This is a genomic window from Oscillospiraceae bacterium, from assembly GCA_025757985.1.
Classification (GTDB): Bacteria; Bacillota; Clostridia; order Oscillospirales; family Ruminococcaceae; genus Gemmiger.
Map to the genome: position 1 here is coordinate 2,405,861 of CP107210.1, position 25,036 is coordinate 2,430,896.

22 protein-coding genes and 1 tRNA gene are annotated in these 25,036 nt (G+C 55.4%); 1 reads left to right on the forward strand and 22 read right to left on the reverse strand.

Annotated elements, in window-relative coordinates; genetic code table 11:
- Positions 1–70: 70 nt before the first annotated feature.
- The 19 genes from OGM67_11505 to OGM67_11595 all read right to left on the reverse strand — a co-directional run bounded on the left by OGM67_11505 (position 71) and on the right by OGM67_11595 (position 19,794).
- On the reverse strand, positions 71–985 hold the full coding sequence (locus OGM67_11505) for a hypothetical protein (GenBank protein UYJ34201.1): 915 nt from the start codon (positions 983–985) through the stop codon (positions 71–73).
- The gene (locus OGM67_11510) at positions 986–1,726 is read right to left on the reverse strand and encodes a PcfB family protein (protein UYJ34202.1); all 741 of its coding nucleotides are present in this window, start codon (positions 1,724–1,726) and stop codon (positions 986–988) included.
- Positions 1,723–1,974 carry a DUF4314 domain-containing protein gene (locus OGM67_11515; GenBank protein ID UYJ34203.1) on the reverse strand — a complete coding sequence of 84 codons (252 nt, stop codon included), beginning with the start codon at positions 1,972–1,974 and terminating at the stop codon, positions 1,723–1,725. Before OGM67_11515 ends, OGM67_11510 begins: the two co-directional genes overlap by 4 nt.
- Before the next feature lie 20 nt (positions 1,975–1,994).
- Entirely contained in the window at positions 1,995–3,314 is a 1,320-nt protein-coding gene (locus OGM67_11520) for a relaxase/mobilization nuclease domain-containing protein (GenBank protein ID UYJ34204.1), read from the reverse strand.
- A gap of 15 nt (positions 3,315–3,329) precedes the next feature.
- The gene (locus tag OGM67_11525; GenBank protein UYJ34205.1) at positions 3,330–3,638 is read right to left on the reverse strand and encodes a MobC family plasmid mobilization relaxosome protein; all 309 of its coding nucleotides are present in this window, start codon (positions 3,636–3,638) and stop codon (positions 3,330–3,332) included.
- An 83-nt stretch (positions 3,639–3,721) separates the two neighbouring features.
- On the reverse strand, positions 3,722–4,060 hold the full coding sequence (locus OGM67_11530) for a hypothetical protein (GenBank protein UYJ34206.1): 339 nt from the start codon (positions 4,058–4,060) through the stop codon (positions 3,722–3,724).
- Between the two features lie 75 nt (positions 4,061–4,135).
- Positions 4,136–4,939: a site-specific DNA-methyltransferase gene (locus OGM67_11535; protein ID UYJ34207.1), complete on the reverse strand. Its 804-nt coding sequence runs from the start codon at positions 4,937–4,939 to the stop codon at positions 4,136–4,138.
- Positions 4,940–4,951: 12 nt separating this feature from the next.
- Positions 4,952–5,536 (reverse strand): hypothetical protein, encoded by a 585-nt coding sequence (locus OGM67_11540; protein ID UYJ34208.1) that lies wholly within the window; start codon positions 5,534–5,536, stop codon positions 4,952–4,954.
- Positions 5,533–6,243, reverse strand: a complete 711-nt coding sequence (locus OGM67_11545; GenBank protein ID UYJ34209.1) for a hypothetical protein — start codon at positions 6,241–6,243, stop codon at positions 5,533–5,535. The genes OGM67_11540 and OGM67_11545 overlap by 4 nt, the downstream gene beginning before the upstream one ends.
- 17 nt (positions 6,244–6,260) lie before the next feature.
- Positions 6,261–7,079: a helix-turn-helix domain-containing protein gene (locus OGM67_11550; GenBank protein ID UYJ34210.1), complete on the reverse strand. Its 819-nt coding sequence runs from the start codon at positions 7,077–7,079 to the stop codon at positions 6,261–6,263.
- A 59-nt stretch (positions 7,080–7,138) separates the two neighbouring features.
- Positions 7,139–8,086: a DUF3991 and toprim domain-containing protein gene (locus OGM67_11555; GenBank protein UYJ34211.1), complete on the reverse strand. Its 948-nt coding sequence runs from the start codon at positions 8,084–8,086 to the stop codon at positions 7,139–7,141.
- Positions 8,086–9,270: a methionine adenosyltransferase gene (gene metK / locus OGM67_11560; GenBank protein UYJ34212.1), complete on the reverse strand. Its 1,185-nt coding sequence runs from the start codon at positions 9,268–9,270 to the stop codon at positions 8,086–8,088. The genes OGM67_11555 and metK overlap by 1 nt, the downstream gene beginning before the upstream one ends.
- Before the next feature lie 85 nt (positions 9,271–9,355).
- Positions 9,356–9,763 carry a DUF3846 domain-containing protein gene (locus OGM67_11565; GenBank protein UYJ34213.1) on the reverse strand — a complete coding sequence of 136 codons (408 nt, stop codon included), beginning with the start codon at positions 9,761–9,763 and terminating at the stop codon, positions 9,356–9,358.
- Positions 9,744–15,773, reverse strand: a complete 6,030-nt coding sequence (locus tag OGM67_11570; protein UYJ34214.1) for a SpaA isopeptide-forming pilin-related protein — start codon at positions 15,771–15,773, stop codon at positions 9,744–9,746. Before OGM67_11570 ends, OGM67_11565 begins: the two co-directional genes overlap by 20 nt.
- Before the next feature lie 56 nt (positions 15,774–15,829).
- Positions 15,830–16,315 (reverse strand): gamma-glutamylcyclotransferase, encoded by a 486-nt coding sequence (locus OGM67_11575; protein UYJ34215.1) that lies wholly within the window; start codon positions 16,313–16,315, stop codon positions 15,830–15,832.
- Between the two features lie 8 nt (positions 16,316–16,323).
- Complete coding sequence (locus OGM67_11580) at positions 16,324–17,274, reverse strand: amidoligase family protein (protein UYJ34216.1); 951 nt, start codon at positions 17,272–17,274, stop codon at positions 16,324–16,326.
- Positions 17,264–18,400, reverse strand: a complete 1,137-nt coding sequence (gene dcm, locus OGM67_11585; GenBank protein UYJ36227.1) for a DNA (cytosine-5-)-methyltransferase — start codon at positions 18,398–18,400, stop codon at positions 17,264–17,266. Before dcm ends, OGM67_11580 begins: the two co-directional genes overlap by 11 nt.
- 201 nt (positions 18,401–18,601) lie before the next feature.
- A complete protein-coding gene (locus OGM67_11590) occupies positions 18,602–18,874 on the reverse strand; it encodes a plasmid segregation centromere-binding protein ParR (protein UYJ34217.1) in 273 nt (90 codons plus the stop codon).
- A complete protein-coding gene (locus OGM67_11595) occupies positions 18,871–19,794 on the reverse strand; it encodes a ParM/StbA family protein (GenBank protein UYJ36228.1) in 924 nt (307 codons plus the stop codon). Before OGM67_11595 ends, OGM67_11590 begins: the two co-directional genes overlap by 4 nt.
- A gap of 292 nt (positions 19,795–20,086) precedes the next feature.
- Between OGM67_11595 and OGM67_11600 the strand changes: the two genes are divergently transcribed.
- On the forward strand, positions 20,087–21,313 hold the full coding sequence (locus OGM67_11600) for an IS110 family transposase (protein ID UYJ34218.1): 1,227 nt from the start codon (positions 20,087–20,089) through the stop codon (positions 21,311–21,313).
- A 572-nt stretch (positions 21,314–21,885) separates the two neighbouring features.
- On the opposite strand, the gene OGM67_11605 is transcribed toward OGM67_11600, so the two are convergent.
- From OGM67_11605 to OGM67_11615, 3 genes are all read right to left on the reverse strand, one after another.
- Positions 21,886–21,961, reverse strand: a tRNA-Met gene (locus tag OGM67_11605).
- Positions 21,962–22,080: 119 nt separating this feature from the next.
- Positions 22,081–23,427 carry an NADP-specific glutamate dehydrogenase gene (gene gdhA, locus OGM67_11610; protein UYJ34219.1) on the reverse strand — a complete coding sequence of 449 codons (1,347 nt, stop codon included), beginning with the start codon at positions 23,425–23,427 and terminating at the stop codon, positions 22,081–22,083.
- Positions 23,428–23,607: 180 nt separating this feature from the next.
- Positions 23,608–25,029: a hypothetical protein gene (locus tag OGM67_11615; GenBank protein UYJ34220.1), complete on the reverse strand. Its 1,422-nt coding sequence runs from the start codon at positions 25,027–25,029 to the stop codon at positions 23,608–23,610.
- Positions 25,030–25,036: the final 7 nt, after the last annotated feature.

Sequence of the window (25,036 nt, forward strand, 5' to 3'; positions counted from 1 at the left end):
TCCTTTGCTCACAGCATATCATAGAACCGCCGCAATAGCTATCCGTCATTTGAAAACAAACGGAAAACAATCAGCCGCGTTCCTGCTGGCGAGATTGCTTCTTGGCAGACGGCACGGCAACAGCGTATTCTGCGGCGGGCAGTTCGCGGGTCTGTACAGCCAGCGTGCGACTCAGACTGCGCAGCAACCCACCGCCGACGGTGTTCACATCCGACAGAAAACCTCGCTGCTGTTCTTTGCCCAGATTGCCATACAAGGCAACCACGCGGTCAAAGTTGAAAGCGGTGGTGTCAAGCCCATACCGATGCGCGACCATGTAGGCGGCACAGTAACTCGGCGCAGCGTAGGCTTGGCGGTTGTAGGTGTAATCCTTGTGAAAATCTGCCTGTGCGCACTCCCGAACGATGGCGCACAGCGTCGTGCCTGCATCCATGCCGTTGCGGACATAAATCGTGCGGTTCTTGGGAACATACTGCGCTTGGATGCCGTCCGGCAGACTATCCGAGATTTGAATCGGCACTGGGCTGCTCTCGATGGCCGCGGCGACCAGTTCATCCACTTGGTAGTTAGCGGGCGGCGGTACCGGTCTGCCGCGCGTCTGTGTAATGTCGAACACCTTGCCGATATTATACCCGGAAGCCTTTCGGCCGTTATTCTCGTACACCTGCCCCACAATGGCCGTGTAACCTTCCTCTCCGGTACGGATATGCCTTCCGGCATCCTTCCATTGCTGGAATGTGCGGGCGTCCGTGATGTCGGCGTTCTGCCCGGACAGCAGAAGCTGGTTCGGCAGCGAGTTGCGGCATTGCGACATAAAGTCGAGAAATCCCTGCAAGGTCGAGGCATCTGCCAGCACCTCACCCATGCGGGCATCCACCTGCACCCAAACCGCTTCACGCTCGGTTTTCTTCATAGCAGCGTATTCTTCCTTAGAATACTGCGGTTCTGACGGCGCTACGTTGTTGAGATAATTATTCAGGTCCATTTACAGTGTTTTCTCCTTTCGCTTGATTTTTACCGGCATCCTAGGCATACGGTTTTTCGGCGGTTCAACTTTGCGGCGCAGGTAAGCTGTGATGTCGCTTAATTCCATGCGCACGCTGGGGCGCTCACCCTTGGCCCGAAGCTGATCGGCGCGCGGCGACGGCGAGTTTGCAAAAGATTTGCTGCTGTCGGAGAAAGGCTCGGACGGACTGGCGTTCTCCGAGCCCTGCGGAAAACCCATGTTGAACTGTTCCTCGTCTGCGCCGACCTCAAAATCTACCGCACCGTCCTCGGTCTGGACGCGCTCGGTTTCTGGGGTGGGTTCTCCGTATTTCTGCTGGGCGTCCTCGATGATTTCTGCCATGCCGGTGTCAACAACATCCAACTGCAATTTCTCAATGATGCGGTTGGCTTTGGATGCGTCGTCCTGCAAAATAGCAATCTCAATGTGGTCGGGGTCCATCTTGTCACGGATGGGACAGAACAGCAGCCCATGCGCTTTAGCGGCACGGGCAAAATCGTGCATACGGTCTTTGTCTACCGTGAAAAATTTCAGCGGCTTCTGCTCTTTCAGCAAACGGATTAGGTGCGTTTTGCCGTGGGTCTTTTTGCTGTCGTGCAGCACTGCCTGTGCGAAAATAAAGAAGTTTTTCGCAGCGGTGCCAGAGATGCGCAGGGCAAACTCCGCGCCCTCCAACGAGTAGCGGACGATCTGGTCTGCGGGTTCAGAGCCGTAATTCATCTGGCATCACCGGCCTTTTCTTTGGGCGAGGGCAAGCGACTGAACGAGTCCACGCCGGGGATGAGGGCAAGACTGCGCCCGCAGTCCCAATTCATGTGGATTTGTCCGGCATCATCGATGAAATCAACGGTTCCCGTAGAGCCGGGAGGCACGGCCATCTCATCTTCCATACAGCTGAGTTGCAGCCGCGTGCCGGGCGGGTACTTGCGGCGCAGGTGTTCGATGTAGTCTTTGTTGGGGTATTTCATAGGCATCCTTCCTTTCAAGATTATAGTGTCAAATCAATGTTAGGGCGGCGGTCACGCTCGTGTTCCTGTTCGCGCTGTTGTTGTTCAGCACGGTCACGGCGAGCTTCGGTGAGGTGTTGCTGCACCTCTAGGGAGTGTTCTGCGATTTTACGGCAGAGGCGTTCTTCTTGGCGAAGCTGCTTTAGGGCTGTGTTGACCGATTCATGCTGCGATTGTACATCATCGGTTTTGGGTAGTTGTTTACGCTTTGTCTGCAACTGCCCAATTTCTGTTTGCAGGGCTTTTCGGTGAGTTTCCAGCTGTGCCAGCGTGTCAATGTTGTTCTTAGATAGAAACTCCATCTGCCGAATTCGCTGATCCAACTTGTAAGCATCCTGCCGCACGGCATAGCTGGGGCGGCGAGGTTTGCGAGGAAGTGCGCCCAACTCGTACAGATAGCGGTAGTACAGCGCCCGCAGCCCAGTTAGTTTGCGGCGGGGCTTGCCGTTGTCGCGCAGACGAGCACGTTGGATTGTTGGTGGATTTTCCACATAAGGACGGTAGCTTCGTGGATACAGAATGCGCGTCTGAATTGCTTCGGGTGTGTACCGCTTGCCCAGCGTTTTGAATCGAACAAAGCGCTTTTTTCCGGGCGGACGCAGGACGGGGTACTTGCGCCCCATGCGGACTTCATACCCTTTGCGTTCCAGTGCGCTAAGAAACTGCCGCCATGTAAGGCTCTGCCCAATCGCAGCGTCCACATCCTGCCGAATAGCCGTGCGCCATGTGGGGTGACCGTTTTTCTCCGCCAACCACTCGGCGTAGGGCTTTGCCACATGATTAGAGTTTTCGGTGTCGATGACGGACAGCTTATATTTGCGACAAAGTTCATCTGACACTGTGCGAATCTGTGTTACATAGCTTTTGCCATTGCTGTGATACTTTTTGCCATCCACGCAGCTGACCGAATTCCAGACAATATGCGAATGGATATGCTCGGTGTTCAGGTGCGTACCGATAACATATTCATACCGCCCGCCCAGCACACGGTCTGCCAGTTCCTTTGCGATTTGGTGCGCCAGTTCGGGTGTAACCTCTCCTGCTGCAAAACTCTGTACAAGGTGATACCCCTGCACGCCGCCCGGTTTGTGCCACTGTTCCTTGGTTTGCCGCATATCGGCAAAGGCGGTTTCCAGCGTGCAGGCATACGAGCTTTCAAAGCAGGATTGCTCCGTTTTGTCACGGTTGGCGGCATAGTCGATGGCGTCCTGCAAGGATACCGCCGTGGTCTTTTCTTTGTTCATCACATACTTCACCGCCTGGTCAAGGCGGCGGACAGGGATCACGGATGTGTAAGCCATATTTCATAGGGCCTCCTAGTAGTTTTCTTTTATCTCGCGCCAGACTTCCTTGGCGATGCGCGTCATCTCGTCCACGCTTTGCTGCCCCGCCACGCCCGTGCTGTTGGCGCGGTGCGCAAGCTGGTTTGCGTTGTTGCACAAACCGGAAATTTGCCGCACAAGTTCCGTATGATGTGTGCAGGGGCGGGGATAGATTTCTTTGCCCAAGATTAGGGAGCGCAGGTATTCCTCGCGCGAGAATCCACTTGTTTTGACCTGTTCGCAAAGATGGCGGTACTCGCGCTCGTTCAGCCGCAGCGGGATTATATGACTGCGTTTACGCACAATGGGGGTTTGGGGAACTCCCCAAAAGTGCGTTTGGATATCCAAACGCTATGCTTGCCAAACACGACACCCCGCAAAACGGTTCATGACACAAGGTCGTCGCCCTCCGCAACGGCTTTCTTCAAGCCGTCCAGCGTGGTTACAATGCGGTTGTACTTCTGCGCCAAACCGATCTGTGCGTTGGTGGTAGCGTCCTGATTCCGGCTGCAGACCACCAGCATCGGGCAGCGCAGCAGCTTATCCCGCACAATGGCGGTGTATTCACTGCGTTCCATGGCATCTTCCAGCACCAAATACTGGCTGTCCTGCAATTTAGGGCATACAGGCAGGTAGCCCAGCAGGTACACCTCGCGGCAATAGTTGCGGAGATGTTTGGAGGTTGCGCCCTCACTGGCGCAGATAAAAGCCCAGGGTCGTTTCATATCGGTTCAATCCTTTCATTTTCGGGAGTGAATCAGACTTGATTCACTTTTCGGTATTTCTTGTAAAATAGTGAATCAGTTCTGATTCACTTCGGATTCAAGGGCAGTTTTCAGCCGTTCAGTGCTGCGGCGGAAGTAGGCGTCCGACATTTCAATGCCGACAGCCTCATAGCCTTCCTGCACAGCGGCCAGCACGGTGGTGCCTGCCCCGGCAAAGGGGTCAAGGATGCGCCCGCCCGGCTCACAAATCTGCACCACATCCCGCATAAGCTGTAAGGGCTTTTCGGTGACATGGATGCGGTTCTGGGGATTCGGGTAACGGAACACGCCCGGCAGACACCCAACATTTCTCTCAAGCGGCATTTTGCCGTTCGACCCCCACACAATGTACTCGGACTGCTGACGAAAGCGTCCTTTCTGCGGGCGGCTGGCGACCTTATCCCAAACCGCCACGCCGCGCCAGATCCAGCCTGCCCACTGCAGAGCCAGCACCATGGCGGGCAACTGCCGCCAATCGATGAACAGGCAGACGGGCGCACCGGGCTTGGCAATACGGCGGGCATCCTGCAGCCATGCCGCCGTCCAGAACATCCAACTCAGCTGATCCATCTGGTCGGAATCGAAGTCGGGCAGCGCCTTTTCTTTGCTCATGCTGCTGTACTTTTCGTTGGTGCTGCGGTTCTTGGTGGTCTGGTTGCTGCCGCCGCTGGCATAGGGCGGGTCGGTGATGATGGCATCGAAGCTGTTCGGCTCAAACTGGCGGAGGATCTGCAGGGAATCCCCGTGCAGGATTGACCAGCGGTCACCGCCGCAGTGTTCGGGCATCCGGAAATCCGGGTTGAGAATGTTAAGCGTTTCGGGAGTGTTCGTCAAAGGCATCTTCCTTTCGTTTTATCGTTCAAAATCATGGGTACAGAGTTCTTTCGGGGGCGGTGTGCGGCTGGCTGTCTGCACAGAAACACGGTCATCTTCGAGTACAAAGCAGTCCTGCGTCCTGTTGTCGAGCTTGGTGCCGGGCAGGATAACGGCATTGCCGCGGCAGACTACATTGCCGGAGATTTCACCATAGATGCGGGCGCTGCCGTCAATGATCGGTGCGCACAAGGTCTGCTCATCCTGCCGAATCACGGCATAACCGCAGACACAGCTTTTTCCCATAATGACCCCGCCGCATACGATGGCATCATCCTGCACAGTGGCATCCCCCATTACGGTGGCGTTCTTTCCGACATAGGCGCAGCCCTTTGCAACGGCGTGATCTGTAAGGACTGCATCGCCACAGACAACTGCGTTTTCACAGGCGATGGCATCCTCCGAAATCCACGCGCGACCCTCTTGGTCGAGGTTGTCATAGCTTTCCACATAGCCGCCGAGCATTCCTTTGAGGACATCCTCGGTTAAGTCCGTCACCGCGCGGATGCGGTGCAGGTTGGGATTGTCGGGATGGGCAATGTCGGTGATCTCGTATTTCTTCATCTGGCATCACCCCGGTCACGCTTGGGCGTATGGCTGGGCGACAGTTCGGTTTCCACATACTCGGAAACGATGTTGAGTGCTTTCTGGTAGCTGTCGCAGGACATAACGCGATCACGCATTTCTTTGGCTTTGTCACCTTGCCCGCTGCTTTTCAGCAGCCGGGATGCGCGCCCCATAATGGCGAAAATGTTGCCGTCCTGCCCAATCAGCTGCATCTTGGGACGCTGGGTCATCTGCATATGGTCTTGAATTTTCTCAAAAGACGGCGTCATCTTGAATCCATCTTCCTGCCAGAAGTGCACGGCCAACGTGCCATCCTCCACACGAATATCCCTCTGCTCAAAGCCCTCACCCCAGCCGTCGCTGTACTGGCCGGAGATGTAGTCGCAGAGAACAGCCTGCTCACCCTCGTTCAAGGACTCCTGCAGTTCCACGTTCAGACAGCCGCACAGCTTGTTACCGTGAATTTCCACGGACGGCACGGCATTTACCACCTTGCTGCGGACAGAATCATCCTCGTGGTAGTACTGCATCAGGTCGCCGTTGAAATCAGCAATGTCCTTTTTTACAGCCTCATCAACAGCGTCTGCGTATTGCAGCAGGTCATGGCCGTCCATTGGATAGCCTTCGTACTCGTTGTAAGATTCGTCCTCCCAATCCGGTTCGTCAGGGAAAAAGTCCGCAGTCAAGGGAGAATAAAATTTCATCTGCAAATTGCATCACCTCAATTTCTGCCGCACAGGTCATGGTCGATCTGCGCGGCATAGTAATTTTCTATCGTCAGCGGCGCATTGTAGAGCGCCGCCAGTAAGTATTGCTTGATGTTTCGGATGCGGGGCGGGTTGTCCTTGATACAATCCAGAACATACTGGATGTGTTCTGCGCCCAATTTTAGGAATCGAGATTTTACTACTTCGGCAGGCATTTCCTCACCCGAAATGCGGATAGCCGCGCGTCTGGAACAAACCACATCCAGCATCAACTCCACCAGTTCATCCAATCGCATCGTATCCATCGGGTTATTCTGCGCCAAAATCGGATACTCGATATTTTTCAGCAGCAGGGCGCGGTACTCTGTCCGCTGGCCCTCAGCGCGGATAGGATTCGATACGTTATTTGTTTCTTCTTTCTTTATTTCTTTAGTATTTAATTGTGCAGGATTTTCCTGTACAGGTTTTTCCCGTTTAGGCTCTGCCTGTTTTGGTTGGGCACACTTAGGCGCAGCTTCTTCGGGACCCTGTTCCGGGGGCTGCGGCTGCTCTAAAACCGTGTACTCCATACCGCGCATCTGACCGTTCTTGTCGCGGATGCGGCGGCGGATAATATACCCCGCCGCTTCTAACTCGCGCACGGTGGCACACACACTGTCCACGCCCTCTTTGCAGATGGATGCCAGCCCGCGCGTGGTATAATCCCAATCTTCGGGCAGGGACAGCATCAAAGATAAAAGCCCCTTCGCCTTGAGCGAAAGAGCCTTGTTGCGCAGATGATGGTTGGACATAATGGTATAATTTTGCGTCTTTTGTACACGGAACACAGCCATTTTCTTTTCCTCCTATGGCCCAAGGTGGGCGAACGAATGTGTATTTTCATTTCATGTTCCTATCGGCAGGCTGCGGCCCGGTGGGCCGCCGACCTTGCCATCAAGTTGTTTTTTGCTACATCTGCGTAATCCCCGCCCTCAAGGTAGGGCGGTAAATCCAGCATTTGATAGTGGTCAGCGTAGATTTTCTGAATGTGGGCGCTTGCCATACGGCCCGGACTGTCGTTATCGAGCCGCAGCTCTATTGTCCTGATTTCCGGGTGCTGCTGTAAAAATTCCTGCAGTGCTGGCGGCTCCTTTTCGGAGGCCGAAATACCGCCAAGCGACAGCCGCCATTTGTTGGCCATGCTGCCGCAGAGCGTCATCTCCGCCATCGCGTCAATGGCCGCCTCGAACACAGCCACCGTACTGCTGTCTTTGCGCGGCGAGATACAAAATCCGTATGCCTTATTGCTGCCGGGCGCCTCCCGCTTGAACGGCTTTCCGTAGTCATAGATACCGCGCAGCGCCGCATATTTCGGCACACCCTGCGCGTTTTTTCCCAGAAAGACACAGTTGTGGTATTCTGCACTTTCGTACAGAATTTTTCTCTCAATACAATATTGAATTACTGCATTAGAGATACCTCTCCCCAGCAGATACCGCGTGATTCTGTCGCAGTTTTCTGCTATGGGCGGCAGCCTGAACGGCGGGCGCTTTCGCTCCACCTGTTCATGCGGGGTCGGAACATAGCCGGGGCTTTCCTCGCATAGAAGCCGAACGGCCTCGACAAACGGCACGCCTTCCACATATATCAGGTAGTTCAGTGCGGATTTGCCGCCGATGTCCCGGCTTTTCCAGTGCCAGAGGCTCGATTCGGCGTTGATTTTGAAGCTGTCATGCTCGGCCAACTGGTACTCGCCGCGGGCGCTGCTTTTCACGAGCGAGTTGGGGCGATATTTTTGTAAGAATTCAATCGCCGACATCCGCCTGGCGGCGGCAATCTGCTCTTGTGTTACGCCGGGCATTACTGAATGTAAGAGATAAAGTCGCTCATGTTATCGACCTTTTCCCACGGGAAATCCTTGCGGCCAAAGTGACCTCCTGCGGCTGTATATTTGTAGATTGGGTTCAGCAGGTTCAACTGCTTGATGATGCCCGCAGGGGTCAGGTCATACGCCTTGCGCACAGCGGCCGACAGGCAATCATCCTCGCAGGAGCCACCTGTGCCAAACGTATTCACATCCACCATGACAGGCTCTTTTTCCCCGATGGTATACGCCAGCGTGACCTGACATCGCTGGGCAAAGCCCGCTGCCACGATGTTTTTGGCAATGTACCGCGCCATATATGCGCCGCTGCGGTCTACCTTGGTGGCATCCTTGCCGCTGAACGCACCGCCGCCGTGGGGTGCAAAGGTGCCGTAGCTGTCCACCATGAGCTTGCGCCCGGTCAAGCCGGTATCGGCATCCGGACCGCCCTGCACAAACTTACCGCTGGGGTTCAGGACGATTTCCGCGTCATCGGCGGGCATACCGTCAAAGGCCAGCGGGAACACATATTCGTCCAGCAAATCCGCCAGCTTATTGATGTCGGTGTCCTCCTTGTGCTGGACAGAAACGACCACTGTGGTGATGCGCACAGGCGTGTCGCCGTTGTATTCCATCGTGACCTGCACCTTGCCGTCCGGGCCGATGTCGGGGATAACGCCGGTCATGCGGGAGATTTCCAACAGCGTTACAAGGCGCTGCGCCGCAACCACCGGCATCGGCAGATATTCGGGTGTTTCGTTGCAGGCGTAGCCAACCATAACCCCCTGATCGCCCGCACCGAGGGTGTCCTCGTCCTCTCCCTCAGCCAGTTCGGGTTCCACCGCGCCCGCAATGTCGGGACTCTGGTCGTGGATGTAGCAGTCGATTTGGTACGCCTTCGGGTCATAGCCGACATCCCGCAGGGTGTCGCGGACGATGTTGAACACATCCGGCTTAGCGCTGGTCGTGATTTCGCCCGCCACGATAATGTGACCGTGGGTTGCCATGACCTCACAGGCCACGCGGCTGGCGGGATCATGCTGCAGACAGGCGTCCAGCACGCTGTCGGCAATGAGGTCGCACAGCTTGTCGGGATGCCCGCGCATAACGGATTCTGCGGTGTAAAAACGGGGATGCTCGTTTTCTTTCATGGTTTCGGTGTTTTCAAAAATGTCGTTCATTAGTTCTTCTCCTTGCTTGTTGGATGATTTCGGACAAAGGAAAAAGCCCGCAGGCGGGCTGCGGGCTAGGATAGTAGTATTCATATCAGCGCTCCGGGGATTCTTTTGTTTTGGGTGGCGGAGCCATAACGCGGGCGTATTCTTCTGGGGTGGTGTGTTCAACACACAGGGTCTTGCCCAACAGGAAAAATAGCTGCGGATCGTGGTACAGTTCCTCGTAGCGCTTCATCTGCTGCGGGGTAAGGTCAGTAAAATCGTTGCTGGTCAGCCCGCAGACGAAAAACGTGCCATGAATGATGTCATAGTCGCCCAGCATACGATTCAGCGGCAGGTTTTCTGCAATGCCGTTATCGTTGCAGACGATGCAGGCGTTATCTTTCCAAGGGTACACTGCCTCGATGGTGCCGCCGACAACTGCCTGCTCGGCTTCAAGGGTGTGCTCAATGTCGGCTTCGCGGGGGTACTTTCCGGGTTCAACGATCAGAACTTTCATCGGCATCCTCCTCATCAGAAGTTTCTTTCGGCGCATTTTTCTGCTTAACGGTCAGCAGCACGATTCCTGTCGCAGATGCAAGGGACACGACCACAATAGCCAGCAGCGGGAAACCATCTCCGGTCTGCGGGAGGGTCTGCACCTTGCGCGGCGTAATAACCGGCGTGGGAACAGGAGTGGGCGCCGGGGTTGCAGCGGGCGTCGGCTGCGGTGTGGGTGCCGGGGTCGGTGTGGGCGTGTCCTCGCGGGGCGTAGCTTCGTCTATCATCTGAATCAGGCGTTTGTCGGCGCGTGTCCATTCGGCAGCCGCATTTTCGCGGACGAAAAGAGAAATCCCGTCATCAACGGTTTCCAACTTGAACTGCACCGAGTTTGCAATTTCAAAGCCGGCCGGGGCTGCATCTTCGGTCAGGGTGTAGATGTACTCTTTGGCTTCGCCTGACAGCTTGAGGAAATCATTTGAAACGGGAACACGATGCGTCTTGTAATCTGTCACCCAAGTGTCAATGATTTCATCATTTGCATTACGGATAGTCAGCGTAGCACCAGGCAGCAGATTTCCCGCAATGTCGGTCTTGTCGATATCCAGCACCGGCGCGTCCTGCATGACAACAGTGGTATCATCGAGTTTTACCCAAGCATCGTCAGATTTCACATACACCTCATTGACCTGCTCTGTACCTTCCTGCACCAGCTTGAACACGATGCTTTCGGCTTCGGCGTAGCCGTCCGGGGCGCGTTTCTCCGTCAGGATGTATTCCTTTTCCAGTTCCAACCCACGCACGGTGTGCGGCACTTTGCCGGAGGTCCAGCCCTCTACCAGATTGCCGTCTGCATCACGGATTTCAAGCTGTGCGCCGGGCAGTTCCTTGCCGTTGGTGATGTCCTGCTTTGAAATATCCACACCGGTGCGCAGGTTGGTGTTTGTACCATCCACGACTTGCCACGCGATTTGCTGACTTTCATAGGTGAAGGAAACTTCCATAGGGGTGCTGTCCAGCAGATAGCCCGCAGGGGCGGTGATTTCCACAATGCGGTATCTGCCGCTGTTCTCGCGGCTGGTGCTTCGCGGGCCTGCAGGGTCAATGTAATATTCTCCGCGGATCGGCACGTCCACATCAAACCAAGTAAAGCCGCTTTCGTTGGTGGGGCTGCTATCTGCCAGCTTTGCACCGGCGTCCAAAAGTTTTGTACCGTCCGCGGAATAAATGTCATCCACGGTGTAGAGTTCATACACCGCACCGGGCAGATAGGTCAGCGCCTCTCGGTCCTGCTTGTAAATGCCTACACCGACTTTGCCGACTTTATCGCCGGGCTTTTCGGGCGTGGGCAGCACCCGCGCATTTTCAAACACAAGTGTCTGCCCATTCTTGTGGGCATCCGAGGCATCCTTGACATTCACAATGCTGTACGAACATTTCTTGTCGCCGTCCTGCTCGTGGCTGACAATAGTTTTGGCCAGCACAATGTCGTTTTTTTGGCTATCCCAGCCGAATTCCACAGTGTAGCTCTGCTGGGTCAGCACAAAACCATACGGCGCTTGAACCTCGGTAATGGTGTACTTGCCCAGCGGCAGGGTCACAGTCACTTCGCCTTTGGTGCCATCATGGGTAATTTTCAAGAAATCATAGGTTGCCTGTGTGCGGGTGGGGCTGAATGTTACTTCATCCACCTGCCCTTCCGCGCCGGTGGTAACAGTTGCCACCAAATCGCCGGATTTGTACCAGTAGGTGCCTTGGCGGTCTGGTGTGGCAATGTCAGCTGCAGCGTGAATTTCGTACACCGCGCCTGCGAGGTTGTCCTGCGTGTAGATGAACTGTCCATCTTGGTAGTCGGTCAAGACATTGCCCTGTTTTCGGATGGTAAGCTGACCGAGCGTTTCGTGATTGCAGTATTTCTCCGTGACGATGTACTCATCCATGTCGTTGGTGGCGTTGCCCACGACCTGCCAGACACGGTCAGACTTAATTTCAAACTCCACCGAGTAGGCAGGATCGTTATAGTATCCTTCCGGACCTTGCAGTTCCTCAATCAGGTATCTGCCCAGCGGCAGTTTTTCGGGTGTTTTCATAAGGCCGTCTGCATCGGTGTAGAACACATCCGTTTTCTTGGTGGCGCTGCCGCTGGCGGGGTCGATCATGGAAATGCGGGTCTTATTACCCTTGTCATCCAATTTGTACAAGGCAAAAAAGGTGTTTGCGATTTTGACCGCCTTGCCGGTTTCTGTATCGGTCTTGATGAGCTGCAAATAGCCTTCCAGTTCCTCGTCCAGCACGTTAAAAGTCATATAATTGTTGCTGGGGGTGGTGACGCTGCCCGCAGGAACTGTAAATCGGCTTTGCGGGCTGTTGGCGTCCACTGTCACGATGAACGGATCACACTGGAACACATCCTTGGGGATGGTGGTTTCTACCACCAGATATTGCCCATAGGGCAAGCCTTCGACGCGAAAGACGCCCTCATCGTTCGTGAACATTTCTCCCAGCCTATATTCAGCGGGCTGATCCATGGGCATCCAGCCGTTACCCTTGCCGTTGGCGTAGTCGCCGTCTGCGGTCAAGGTTGAATTATAGGCATTGACCGTGTCGGTGTTGCCCTCGAACATATTGGCGATGGCTTGCCCTTCGGCGGTGAAATCGTATTTTAGTGTGGCGTTATCGTAGTTGTCCTTGCGGTAGGCGTCCAAAATGCTTTGTGCATGGTAGCTGCCATCCGGGTTCTGCTTGAACTGCGCCGCCTTGCTCAGTTTAGAGATGCGGTAAACGGTGAAGCCCGCACCCTCCAGCTTCAGTGCCGGGGAGGGCTGGCCTGTGGTCGAAACCAACTTCTGCAAACTAAAGCCGGATTTGAGGACTTCGTCTTGGCTTTCCTGCTCGGCGTGGATGTGGTAGGTCGATTCATCCGCATAGGGCAGGGTTTTGTAATGATTGACCTCATCGCAGAGGTAGCCCTTGGCATAGGACAGATAGTACCCATCCCACGCCTTGCTGCCGTCCAGCTTGCGGCTCTCAGCCACAGCAGAATACTGGTTTTTGTAGATGTAGTCGGTGTATTCGCCGCCCTTGGTGGCAAGGCTGCTGTATTTGCCGGTGCGTTCCAGCTTCTTGTTTAGCTGCGGATACTTTCCGGTAATATACAGCTTTCCGTTTCCGTCAATGGGCAATACCAGCCCGGTGGCACGTTCCACAAGGTAATATCTGCCCATATACAGGTTGACAAACGCCAGCTTGCCGTCAGTGATTTTCGCAGAGGCTACCAGCCGGTCTTTCTGCAAAATGGGCAGGTAATCGGTATCCCAGCCGCCGTTGGTGAGGACAGTGGTGTGCCAGATAGGTTGTCCGTTGGCATCGGTGATTTTGCTGTAGTTCACAATACCGGTCACGCCGTCCGGCTGCGTGATATTCTCAGCGGCGTACAGATCGTACACAGCACCTTCCAGCGTAGTATCTCCGTTGCTGCCCGCAGCCAGATACCGCGCGGCGTCCAAGTCTACTTTGGAGAGCGTGATATTACCAAGGACACGGTCATTCTGCATCTTATCGGCATTGGCATGCATGGTGTAGGAATTTTCGTTGTTGGCAATGCCCGTGGGGTCTGTGGCGTAGGTCTTATCTGCATTGCGGCTGCCAAAGGTGATGGTGACCACACCCTCGCCGGTGTCGATGAGCGTGCCGCCGCTGTTGGCCGCAGTAATGTCGGCGTTATAATCGACGTTGCCCAGCCAAATCGTCTGACCGTCCAACGCTTTCGTGATTTCAAAGGCATACGCCCGCTTGCCCAGCACGGAACCGGCTGTGCCGGGAGCTTTTACATCCGACCAGTCACCATAGTACCCACTGGGTGCGCGGCTCTCCACGATGACGAACTTGCCCTCATTGCGCTGGGTGTAATAGATATTGTCAGAACCATTGGCATAATTGCTGTGGTTGATGACCTTATAAGTGCCGCCACTCTGGCGTTCAACCTTGTATTGGTTATACCCACCATTGGGGATGTAGCACTGCCGGACGGTATCCCACTCAAAAATCTTAAACTCGGCATCGCCCTTGATGCGCTGCTTGGTTTCGCTGTCGATTTTGTCGATGCTGACCTTTACCGACCACTCATCGTTTTTCATCGGGTAGTCGTTCGAGCTGTTGGCAGGAACCGTAATAGTCTGGTGACTGCCCAACGCGCCGGGCGTGGAATCAAAACCGTGCGGGATGGTGATTTCATCGTATGCAAAGGTGATGTTCGCAAGCTGCGCCCGTGCCGCGGCGATGGCAGCATCCACCATGCCCTGCGCTTCGTTCTGCAGCTGCCCGATGGCTGCATTCTTGGCAGCTCCTGCAGCAGCATCCGCTTCGGCTTGGCTGGTGAACGGTCCTTCCTGCCCGGAAAGCGTGCTGGTGCTGGTCTTGGACACCTCGTAGTGAACCGTCCATGTGGCAGAACCATCGCCGCCGTTGAGGTGAAAACTGTCATCCTGTGTGTGACCGCTTGTGGTAATGGTCTGCGCTGCGGCAGGGGTCATCTGCCAGCTGCCGCCGTCCACGCTGCCGCCGGTCTGGCTGGGCGTGACGGTAATGACCGCCCCGTCCACCTTCTCCTGCGTGTTCAGCTGGTACTTGTCGGTGTTGACTGTGAATGTCAGATCAAAGCTTCCGCTGGCGCTTTGCGTAGGAGCTGTCCACGCAGCGGAATAATACTTCGGTTCCGGAACACTCGGCACATCCGGGATCTCAGTACCGCCTGCGATTTCCTCACCAACCAGCGCCACAACCTGCCACGCATACCCTGCGGGCGGGTTATAGATGTAGGTGTAGTAGCCGTTTTCCCCGGACTGCGCATCTGTACCGTTTACCAGTTCTTCTGCAGCAGCAATATAGGTCTGCGCCGCGTAGCTGTCGGGATAGTTTTCCATGATCCACTGCTGGGTTTTATCGTAAAGACTGCCAAGGATGTCCGGCTGTTCTTCACAGCCTTCAGGATCATCTTCAAGGCTTGCCACAACAGGACGGTCATCCAGCATATCCAGACTCAGCTGGCCAAGACCGCCCCAGATGTTGACCTGATTTGCATAGTGGTTGCCGGGGGTATACTGGCCGGGTTCAAGGCGGGACACATGAGAGAAGCTGTAGGTGGGGCAGCCCTTGGGCTGGCCGTTCAGACCGTGGCTGCAGCAGTAGGCTTCCTGACCGTTGAACCAAATGAGCCATGTGCCGCCCTCTTTGGCTATGCTGGTGATTTTGCCGGTGGCATACGGCGGGGTCGGCCCTGCAGCATAGGCAGCAATGCCGTCATCACCGGTGTCGGCATACATCTGTGTGGGTGCAGCATCCTCGCTGATCTGTACATGGATAGATTTTGACTGCGAACTGCCGTCCGAATCCGTATAAACCAGCTGCGCCGTAAAATCGGCAGAGGCTTTTACATACAGGCCGGTGGCTGCCGCCGATTGCTCCGAGTATGTCTGGTGCAGGATTTCAGCCTGCTCCTGCTCGTCTGCCGGGATAGGCTCATAATCGGTGGAGCGGTAACTTAAAAGCTCTACACCGTCCGGCAGTATGATTTCGGATACCGCACCGTCTGCCGGGTATTCGACCTGCGCCAGCAGTGGAACAATGGCATAGTCTGTACCGGGAGTTTTGCCGATTGTGACCGTGTTCTCATCTGCGTTCAGCGCATCGGCATCCATATGGGCATCTACGCCGTCATACAGGTCAGAAGCCCACGCGGAGATACCGATTTTTGTCTCGCCGGTTGCCACGGGCAGACCCATGCTGCCAAGATAACTGCCGGTAGGCGCGTCCGGCAGATTGTCGTAAAGATTCTCGGTAATCTGCACAAGGTTTGGTGCCGTGGTGTCCGCTCCGGCAGTTTCGGGGGTGACCGCTTCGGCATTCTCCGGCGTGGCGGGGGCATCCTCTGCAAAAGCGGGCAGCGCTGCGCCCAGATTTGTGAGCGCAAGCCCTACCGCCAGCAACAGCGACAAGCCCTGCTTTATCTTTATTCTGTGTTTGTGTTTCATACTGGTTCTCCTTGTATCCAAAAGAAAAAGCCCGCTGCAGGGTGCAGCGGGCGGGGTTACCGTTCGGGAGCGTGTTTCTTTGGACAGGGCGCGGCTCTGGCCTTGTAGGCTTTGCGGTATTTTTCGTCAGCATCATAGAGCTGCTGCGGAGAGATACCGGCATCCAGACATCCCTGCAAAACAACCGCATTGTAGCGGCTGCTGACCGGGAGCAACTGGTCGCGGTACGGCGCATTCATCGTGTAAACCATGATTTTGTGCGGTGTGCCGTCGGCATCCGTGACCGTCAGGGTCTCCTTGTCATAGAATGTCGGGTAGCCTTCATAACAGTCAAGCTGAGATTCGTCGTGGTCGGTGATAGACCAGATCAGCCCTTCGACGCTTGCGCCCTCTTTGGGCAAAATCGTCAGAAAGCCGCGCCGGAACGCCAGCTCATAGCCGTCCAGCTTGGCGATACCCACGGCGGTTGCCTCCGGGCAGCGGTAGGCCATCTGCTCAAAATTCAGATTTGAACCATAGGCAAAGTATTCTTTTCTCGACATTTCTTCTCCTATCTGGCCTCGTCTGTGCGGGGCCTTGATTGGTTGCTGGGATATAGCGACTTATCATGGCGCCACGCCTTATCACCGGGCAGATTTTTCAGCAGATGCATCCGAACATTTTTGTACTCCGGACCGATGAGTCCCAGCCGCAGCAGAAAGGTGCGGAAGGTGAACGCCGGGTTATCCCCGATGGGCGTTTTCCGGAACTGCGTGTACTTCTGGTTGATGCCCTGCGCCGAGATCGCCATAGCCAGAATGATGTTGGCTTTGGCTTCCCCCGCGTGCAGCGTTGAATTGAACAGCCGCCACTCGACTGTGCCATGGTAGAACACAGAATGCAGGTTCAAGGCATGATACCGGCTCTGGTGGTAGTGATAGTCGCTGCCGTCCCGCCCGCGATACCAGCGATCTTTCAGTTGATCCATACTTGCACCGCTGGGCAGCTTGCGGATTTCTTCCAGAATCGGCTCATCTACCGCCTGACAGTAACTATCGATGCGGGCAGGGTTGACTTTGAGTGCTGCAAACAAAATGTCCTCTTTGGAATACATGATGGACAGCACATTTTTGAGGCTTTGCGGCGTGTGCTTGCTTGCATCCACATGGACGTGCATTCCACAGCTGTCGTTTACGATGCCCCCTGCGCGGCGCAGGGCGCGGACAACCTCCTGCAGCTTTTCCATCTCGCCGTATTCAAGTTTGGGGGAGTTCAGTTCGACCTTGTAGGTCTCCCCAATAAGGACAGACCGCCTGCGGCATTCGGGATGGATGCTGCCGTCCCGGACGATTTTCCACTCTTTACCGTCCAAATCTTTGACCCTGTAGGCATCGTAGCCACCACCGGAATGCTCGGCGCGGGTGCCAAATAAGTCGGCCAGCGTTTGGGCTGCCGTGGCGCGGTTTATCCCGGTCAGTTCAATTTCACAGCCAAAATACTGGTCACGGAAATCAAGGGGCAAACGCCTCACCCCGCAGTTCTGCGTCCATCTTGGCAATGCGCCGCCCGATGGCCTCCACCACATGGACCGTCACGCCGTTGCCTGCCTGTTTGTAGGCTTGGTTATCGCTCTGGATAGCAAGCACCGTGTCGATGCGGTCATCTGCCCAACCCTGCAGCCGCAGACATTCACGCGGTGTCAGACGGCGGATGCGCCCCTCGTACAGAACACCGTGACGGTCTTTTGTGGTAAGTGTATGCATGGGTGCGCCGGGCTTACCGGTGCGTTCGGTGTTGCGGGCGAGGTCGGACTTGATGGGATTTTTGACCGGGCGAACTTCAACAGTGCCTTGCTGGCAGCCCGTTGTAAGTGTATGCGCAATCTCTTTACCAACCCGTCCGCGCCGACTGTTGACTGTGGCGTAGCTCAGGTCGATGCTGTCACCGACCTGTGCCATCTGGTAGCCGGTTTTTGTGGCGCACTTGATCGGCACTCCCACCTCATACAGCCCGGTTTTGCCACCGAAGCCACCCGGATTGGCAGCCAGCGTACAGCTTAATCCTTCGGGGGAGTAGACGCGCTCCCCTTGGTGGCCACCGTGGGTTTGAATAAGAGAACTTCCTGCTGTTTCGGTGAAAGGAAATACTTTTCCTCTACATCGCTCATCAAGATATCCGATAATGTACACGCGGTTTCTTGACTGCGGGACGCCAAAATCTTTGCTGTTAAGACATTGCCATTCCACACCATACCCCAGTCGGTCCAGCGTGTTGAGGATTGTCGCGTAGGTCTCGCCCCGTGAATGGTTAAGCAGACCGGGTACATTTTCCAAGATGAGATACGCAGGGTGTCGGGCCTCAACCAGTCGGGCAATTTCAAAGAACAAAGTTCCTCTGGGGTCACTAAAGCCCCTTCTTGCCCCGGCCACGCTGAAACTTTGGCAAGGAAATCCGCCGCAGAGAAGCTGGAAGTCCGGCATGGTGCTGGGGTCGGCTTTTCGGGCATCTTCAATGAACCACTCTCCCTTCGTGTCAAACAGGGCGTTGTAACTGCGGTTGGCGTATTTGTCGATTTCGCAGTGTCCTACGCATTCAAATCCTCCGGCACGAGTCAGTCCTTCGCGGAAACCGCCGATCCCGGAGAACATATCTACGAACTTGATCAAGGGCACAACTCCCGATGGGGATGTTTGCCGGATCTGCGAAGGTACTTAATAGGCGCCCCTCATCAAAAACAAAAGCAGCCCGTCATAGGCTGCACCAAACAAGATTTTTTTACCGTTCATAATGTATAAACCTCCTTTTTCCTTCTGCTTTTCTACCTATTATTAAAACATTGGAATCACCCCCTACAGTGAATTCAGGAAATCGAGCGCAGAGTCTGGTATAGCATTCTCTGACAGTGGGCTTGGAACAGCGTTGGTTATGTTGACTGCCTGCAACTCCTCCCGCACCACCTTGCGGATGCTTTTCTCCAGCCTATCCGTCTGTTCTGCCGCAAGGATACTCTGCACCAGAAACTCTTTGCGTTTGGCAGGCGGCACCTGCTGCAGCAACGCCCACGCGCGGCGGTGTTGCGGTTCGTTAAGGTTCGGGCGGAAAACATATTGCGGTCGTTTCATGCCTCGTTTTTACGGCGCGACACGGCGGTCAACGCGCGCTCGAATCCGACAGCGTTCACCTTGTCGTCCAGTAGGAAAATCGTCTTGCAAAGCGCATCTTTGGGGCTGAGGTGGCGGCTCACCACCGATGCGCCACCGCCCAGCAACACGGCGGGGATGGCGTGCAAATCGAATCCCGCTTCCATCGTGGCAGACAGAAGATGCTCTGTGTACTTGCGACCTTGTTTGTTCACAATGTCACGCACCGTATCGCTGACCGTGCAGGGTTGACCTGCCAGCATATTTTCGATTTGGGCATCCGTGAGGGACAGCCCGGTTTCGCGCCGCACCTGCTCCCGAATGTCATCCACACAGCGAATCATGCCGAGTTCAAGGCTGTGTGCCGTATCGGCCGCAGGGATGGCGTTGTCGATGCGCATAAGGTCCACCGTCCAGCCGCCGAGATCCATGAGGAGCATGGACGGTTCGTCCTGCAAAAGCCCCACTTCGGTCATAAGGGCGGCGTAGCCCTGCGGGAAGACAGCAACTTCCTCAATCGTAATGCTGTACTCCACACCCTCAAACTTGTAGTTCACGGGCTGGTTGCTCCGCAGCAGATAATCTCTGAACTTGGGTTTGTCGCGCCCGAAACTGGTCAGCGGCAGACCCGCCGCAATGCGCACAGAACATTCGGACGGCAAACCGCGCTGCCGGATTTCCTTTGCAATCGCTGCCAGCGTCAGCAGGTAGTAGTTGTCGTTTACGGTCTTGTCCCGCTGGATAGGCTGCCGCCCGGAGCCACAAACAAAAAAGCACCCGCCAAACTCTAAGAGTCCTTGGCGGGTGTAGGGTTCGTGTTCTCCGTAGCTGGTAAGTCCAGCCGGAAATGAACAATGCGCTGTTTTGATGGCGTAGTAACCGTGGTCGATGCCGATAATGATGCTCATAATGGAAATCCTCCTACAATATATTTGTGGGTAGCCTCACGGCATCCAGTCGTGTTGCTATCCAGCTTGTTGCCTAAGCTGTAGAATAAGAATGTAGTGGCCTGACACGATAATCCCTGGACTCACACGTCCGTCAAGGAGTCAGTCAGCCGCCGTTCTTATTCGCAGCATTCGATTTACGCAGGTAGTTCCACCGCAAAGCGGTGCGTTCGTGTTACCCAGGAGATTGAACAAGCAATAAGTAAAAGGCGGAAGCCATTGCAAATTCAAATTGGGAGGAAAACGAATGACCGTAGTTGGAATCGATGTTTCTAAGGGTAAGAGTATGGTAGCTGCCATGAAGCCCGGTGGGGAGCTTGTTGCAGCGCCATATGAGGTAAGGCATTCAGATATTGAACTGTCGCGCCTTGCGTTGGATGTTCTTTGCATGGAGCCAGATACCCGCGTTGTAATGGAAGCAACCGGCAGATACCATGAGCCGGTAGCAGCGCTGCTTCACAGTGAGGGAATCTTTGTGAGCATCCTAAACCCATTGCTTATTAAGCAAAGCGGAGCAGGCTCTCTGCGCAAGGTAAAATCCGATCCGAAGGATGCTCTTAAAATTGCTAAATATGGGCTTGACAACTGGTCTACATTGCGGGAATATACTCCTACGGAAGCAATTAGACAACAACTCAAGCTGTGCGAACGTCAATGCGACTTGTATAGCAAGAACATTGTCATGCTCACAAACAACCTTATTTCTTTGTCTGACAAGACCTTTCCGGGTGTAAACGAGCTGTTCTCAAGCCCCGAAAAGGCAGACGGACATTTGAAGTGGGTAGATTTTTACAGAACCTTTTGGCATTGCGACTGCATTAACCGTATGTCACCGGATGCTTTTGGAGAGCGATACAAGAAATGGTGCAAGAGAAAGGGCTACCATTTTAGTGCTGATGCGACAGATGCTCTCTACGCAGCCAGCTGCGGACTTTACACCACGCTGCCGCGTGACAACAATGCCAAGTTACTGGTTACGGTTGCCGCCGACCAGCTTATTGCACTGCGCGAAAATCAGTCCAAGCTGGAAGCCGAGATGCTGAATCTCTGCAAGCAGCTGCCGGAGTACGAGGCCGTTATGGCCATGTATGGCGTTGGGAAGTCCACTGGGCCGCATCTCATGGCTGAATTAGGTGATATTCGCCGTTTCCCACACCGCAGTTCTATTGTGGCCTTTGCAGGCGTAGACCACGGCGTTGTTGGCTCCGGCAAGATGCAGCTTTCCAGTGTGGCAACTTCCAAGCGTGGATCACCTCAATTGAGAAAAGCACTCTTTCAAGTGGTTTCTACTTACGTCAAACGCAAACCCGAAAACGAGGCGGTTTACCAGTTCTACGCCAAAAAGCGTAACGAGGGAAAGCCTTTCTTCGTTTGCACTACCGCTGCTGCGAACAAGTTCCTGCGTATTTACTATGCCCGTGTCAAGGAGTGTCTGAACGCTGCTGAAAGTGCAGTTCAAACCGAAGAAGGCTAATTTGTAATGTTCATTATGTCATTTGGCTGCCTCCATTTTTTGAGGGAGTCCTGTTTGCTGTACGCATTTTTACTCGGCTATCTGCCGAGTATTTTTTTGCGATTTTTTATGGAAACCTATTGACTTCTATTTGCAGGACTCCTTATTATAATAGGTATAAAATGGAAAACCTGAAAACAAACTGAAAACTGCCGGGAAATTCACTCCAAACAGGGGAGAAGGGGGGCTTTTCGCAGCCATCAATCTGCTTCAAATTATTAACAAAATGTAAACTTTCACTTGTATATTCAAAAAACGCAAAAATCCCAGCTATCAGTGTGGAAAGCCGACAGCCGGGATTGAAAACTTTTTGAAAACAGACGAATTTTATTGAGAATTTTCTTAAAACGCTCTCATTTTCTCCACAATGCGGGCACACCGCTGTGGAAAAACAGAAACAAAAAAACCCAACCGCCGTGAAACGGTTGGACAATCTTGTAAAATACGACCTTGAAAACAGGACGTCGAAATCGCCATTTTTTGGCGTTACAACAAAGAAAAAAGGCTGTGACAACATTTTTGTCACAGCCTGATGGTTGCGGAGACAGGACTTGAACCTGCGACCTCCGGGTTATGAGCCCGACGAGCTACCATCTGCTCTACTCCGCGATATATGACACACGCGCTTGTTTCACGGTGCTTGATTATAATACCACAGCACGGCGCGTGTGTCAATAGGTTTTTCTAAAAAAGTTTACCGTCCATTACCGGGGCTGTCTGCGTTTGTATCAGACAATGCCCTGACTCATCATGGCGGAGGCGATCTTCTCAAAGCCGGCGATGTTGGCACCGGCCACAAGGTTGCCCTTCATGCCGTACTTCTCGGCGGTGGTGGCGGCAGTCTTGTAGATGTTGACCATGATGTTGTGCAGACGCTCATCGACCTCCTCGAAGGTCCAGGACAGGCGCAGGCTGTTCTGGCTCATCTCCAAGCCGGAGGTGGCAACACCGCCGGCGTTGGATGCCTTGGCGGGGGCAAACAGAACGCCGTGGCTCTGCAGGTAGGCGATGGCCTCGGGGGTGGAAGGCATGTTGGCACCCTCGGCTACGCAGTAGCAGCCGTTGGCGACCAGCGCCTCGGCACCGTCCAGACGCAGCTCGTTCTGGGTGGCACAGGGCAGGGCGATGTCGCAGGGGACGGTCCAGATGCCCTGACTGCCCTCGACATACTTGGCGGTGGGGACATACTCCAGATAGGTCTTGATGCGGGCGCGCTTGACCTCTTTGATCTCCTTGATGACCTTATAGTCAATACCGTTCTCGTCCACGATGTAGCCGTTGGAGTCGGACATGGCGATGACCTTGCCGCCCAGCTGGGTGGCCTTCTGGTTGGCGTAGGTGGCCACATTGCCGGAGCCGGAGATGACCACGCGCTGGCCCTCGAAGCTCTTGCCGGCGTCAGCCAGCATTTCCTTGGCAAAGTAGCACAGGCCGTAGCCGGTGGCCTCGGTACGGGCGAGGGAGCCGCCGAAGGGGATGCCCTTGCCGGTCAGGACGCCGGTGTACTCATTCTGCAAGCGCTTGTACTGGCCGAACAGATAGCCGACCTCACGGCCGCCAACGCCAATATCACCGGCGGGCACGTCGGTGTCGGGGCCGATGTGGCGGTACAGCTCGGTCATAAAGCTCTGGCAGAAGCGCATGACCTCGGCGTCAGACTTGCCGTGGGGGTCAAAGTCAGCGCCGCCCTTGCCGCCACCCATGGGCAGGCCGGTCAGGCTGTTCTTGAAGCACTGCTCAAAGCCGAGGAACTTCAGGATAGACAGGTTGACAGAGGGGTGGAAACGCAGACCGCCTTTGTAGGGGCCGATGGCGGAGTTGAACTGGACGCGGTAGCCGCGGTTGACCTGCACCTTACCGGCATCGTCCACCCAAGGCACACGGAACATGATGATGCGCTCGGGCTCGACAAGGCGCTCGATCAGACCGGCCTTCTCATATTCGGGGTGAGCCTCAACAACAGGCTCGAGGCTCTCGAGGACTTCCTCGACCGCCTGCAAAAACTCCTTCTGCTCGGGGTTGCGCTTTGCAAGGCCCTCATATACACCCTGCAGGTAAGCATTCTGAATTGCCATAAGTAGAACACTCCTTTATATAAATTCAAACACCGCCTTCATGTTACCACCACAAAAGAAATTTTTCAAGAGTTTTTTGTTTACTTTTCAAAATCTTGTTTGCAGCGGGCGCGCCACTGTATTTGATACAAGGACAAATTTGTGCTTTCGCAGCCGGTTCTGCGGCGGCAGGCTGCCGTTTTACCCCTGCCACATTGTCACCGGCTGCCAGTCCGTGCTTCCGGCGGCGAACTGATCGGCGTCGATCAGGCCGTAGTCCGTGGTCCTTCCGACGCTGTCTGCGCCGATGACGACCAGCCAACGGCCATCGTGCGCTTTGCCGCGCAGGCTGACGGCACCGCTGCCGGTCTGCAGTGCCTGCGTCACCGGTGTGATCTGCCCGGTTTCGGTGTCCAGCAGGGCGCGGGCGGCGTCGCTTGTGTTGTAGTTATCTCTGTACAACCAGATATACCGGCCGCCGTCATCGCCCAGCACCCATTCCGCCTGCGGCCACGGGTCCCAGACGGTTTCGGCGCGGCCTGCGGCGTCCACCGTTGTCAGGACCGTGCGGCGGAAGCCGCTTCCCGGTATGATCTCGCGCTCCTCAAAGTAGGCCTTGCCGTTGTACACACCAATAAAGCAGCCGTTATTCTCATAGTCGGCATTGCTGTAGGGGCGCTCGGTCAGGTTGGTGCGCGCACTCGTGCGGGGGTCAAGGCGGTCGATCTCCACCGTGGCGCTCTGGATGGCGGCGGCATACTGCTCCGCATCGGTGGGCAGCGGCGCATCGGTCACATAGCGGCAGGTCAGCAGTGCGCCGTCAAAGCCCGCAAGGTAATGCTCGGTGGGCTCCAGCACAAAGGTCTCCGCCTGCCCGGTGGCAAGGTCGATGCGGCAGGCGGGCGTTGGCCCGATTCTTCCGGGAGACACCTGCGTTCTGTACGGTGTTGTCACCCGCTCACCGTAGAGCGTGCTGCCATCGCAGACATCCACCGTGTAGTCACGGTAGGTCAGCGGCAGGTCGGTGCGGGTCTTGCCTGCGGCGGGGTCAACGGCGTAAAGGCAGGGCGGCGTGCTCTGCTCGGTCCAGATGCCGCGGTACTCGGCTTCAAATTCCGCATCGGTCAGGGTATCAAAGGGTTCCCTATCCCTGACGCCGCTTGCCAGTTTTTCCGCCCAGTAGTCATCCCAGCTCTGGTCGTCATAAAAAAATGAGATGTGCCAGACATACACGGTGTCCCCCGCCGCGACCACCTCGTAGCGGCCGGCCCGCCCCGGGAAATAAGCCGGGCAGGCGTCGGTATCGTGGGCACAGCCGGGGACGGCGCAGCAGACGGACTGAACCGCCGCGGCGTAGTCGGTTTTCAGCAGCAGCGCGTAGCCGAGCCGCTGCGTGAACTCATAGTAGGCGGTGCCGTCATCGTAGGAGCCGTCGTAGCTTTTCAGGGTATAGAAATCAGCGGCGGGGGCAGGCGTGGGGGCTGCGGGCGCTGCGGGGGCTGCGGGCGCTGCCGTCGGCTCCGGCGTGGGAGTGGCGAGGGGTGCCGGGTCGGGGGCAGCGGTGCAGGCCGCGAGAGTCAGGGTCATTGCAGCGGTCAGGATGATGGAGATGCAGTTTTTCATGTGGGCC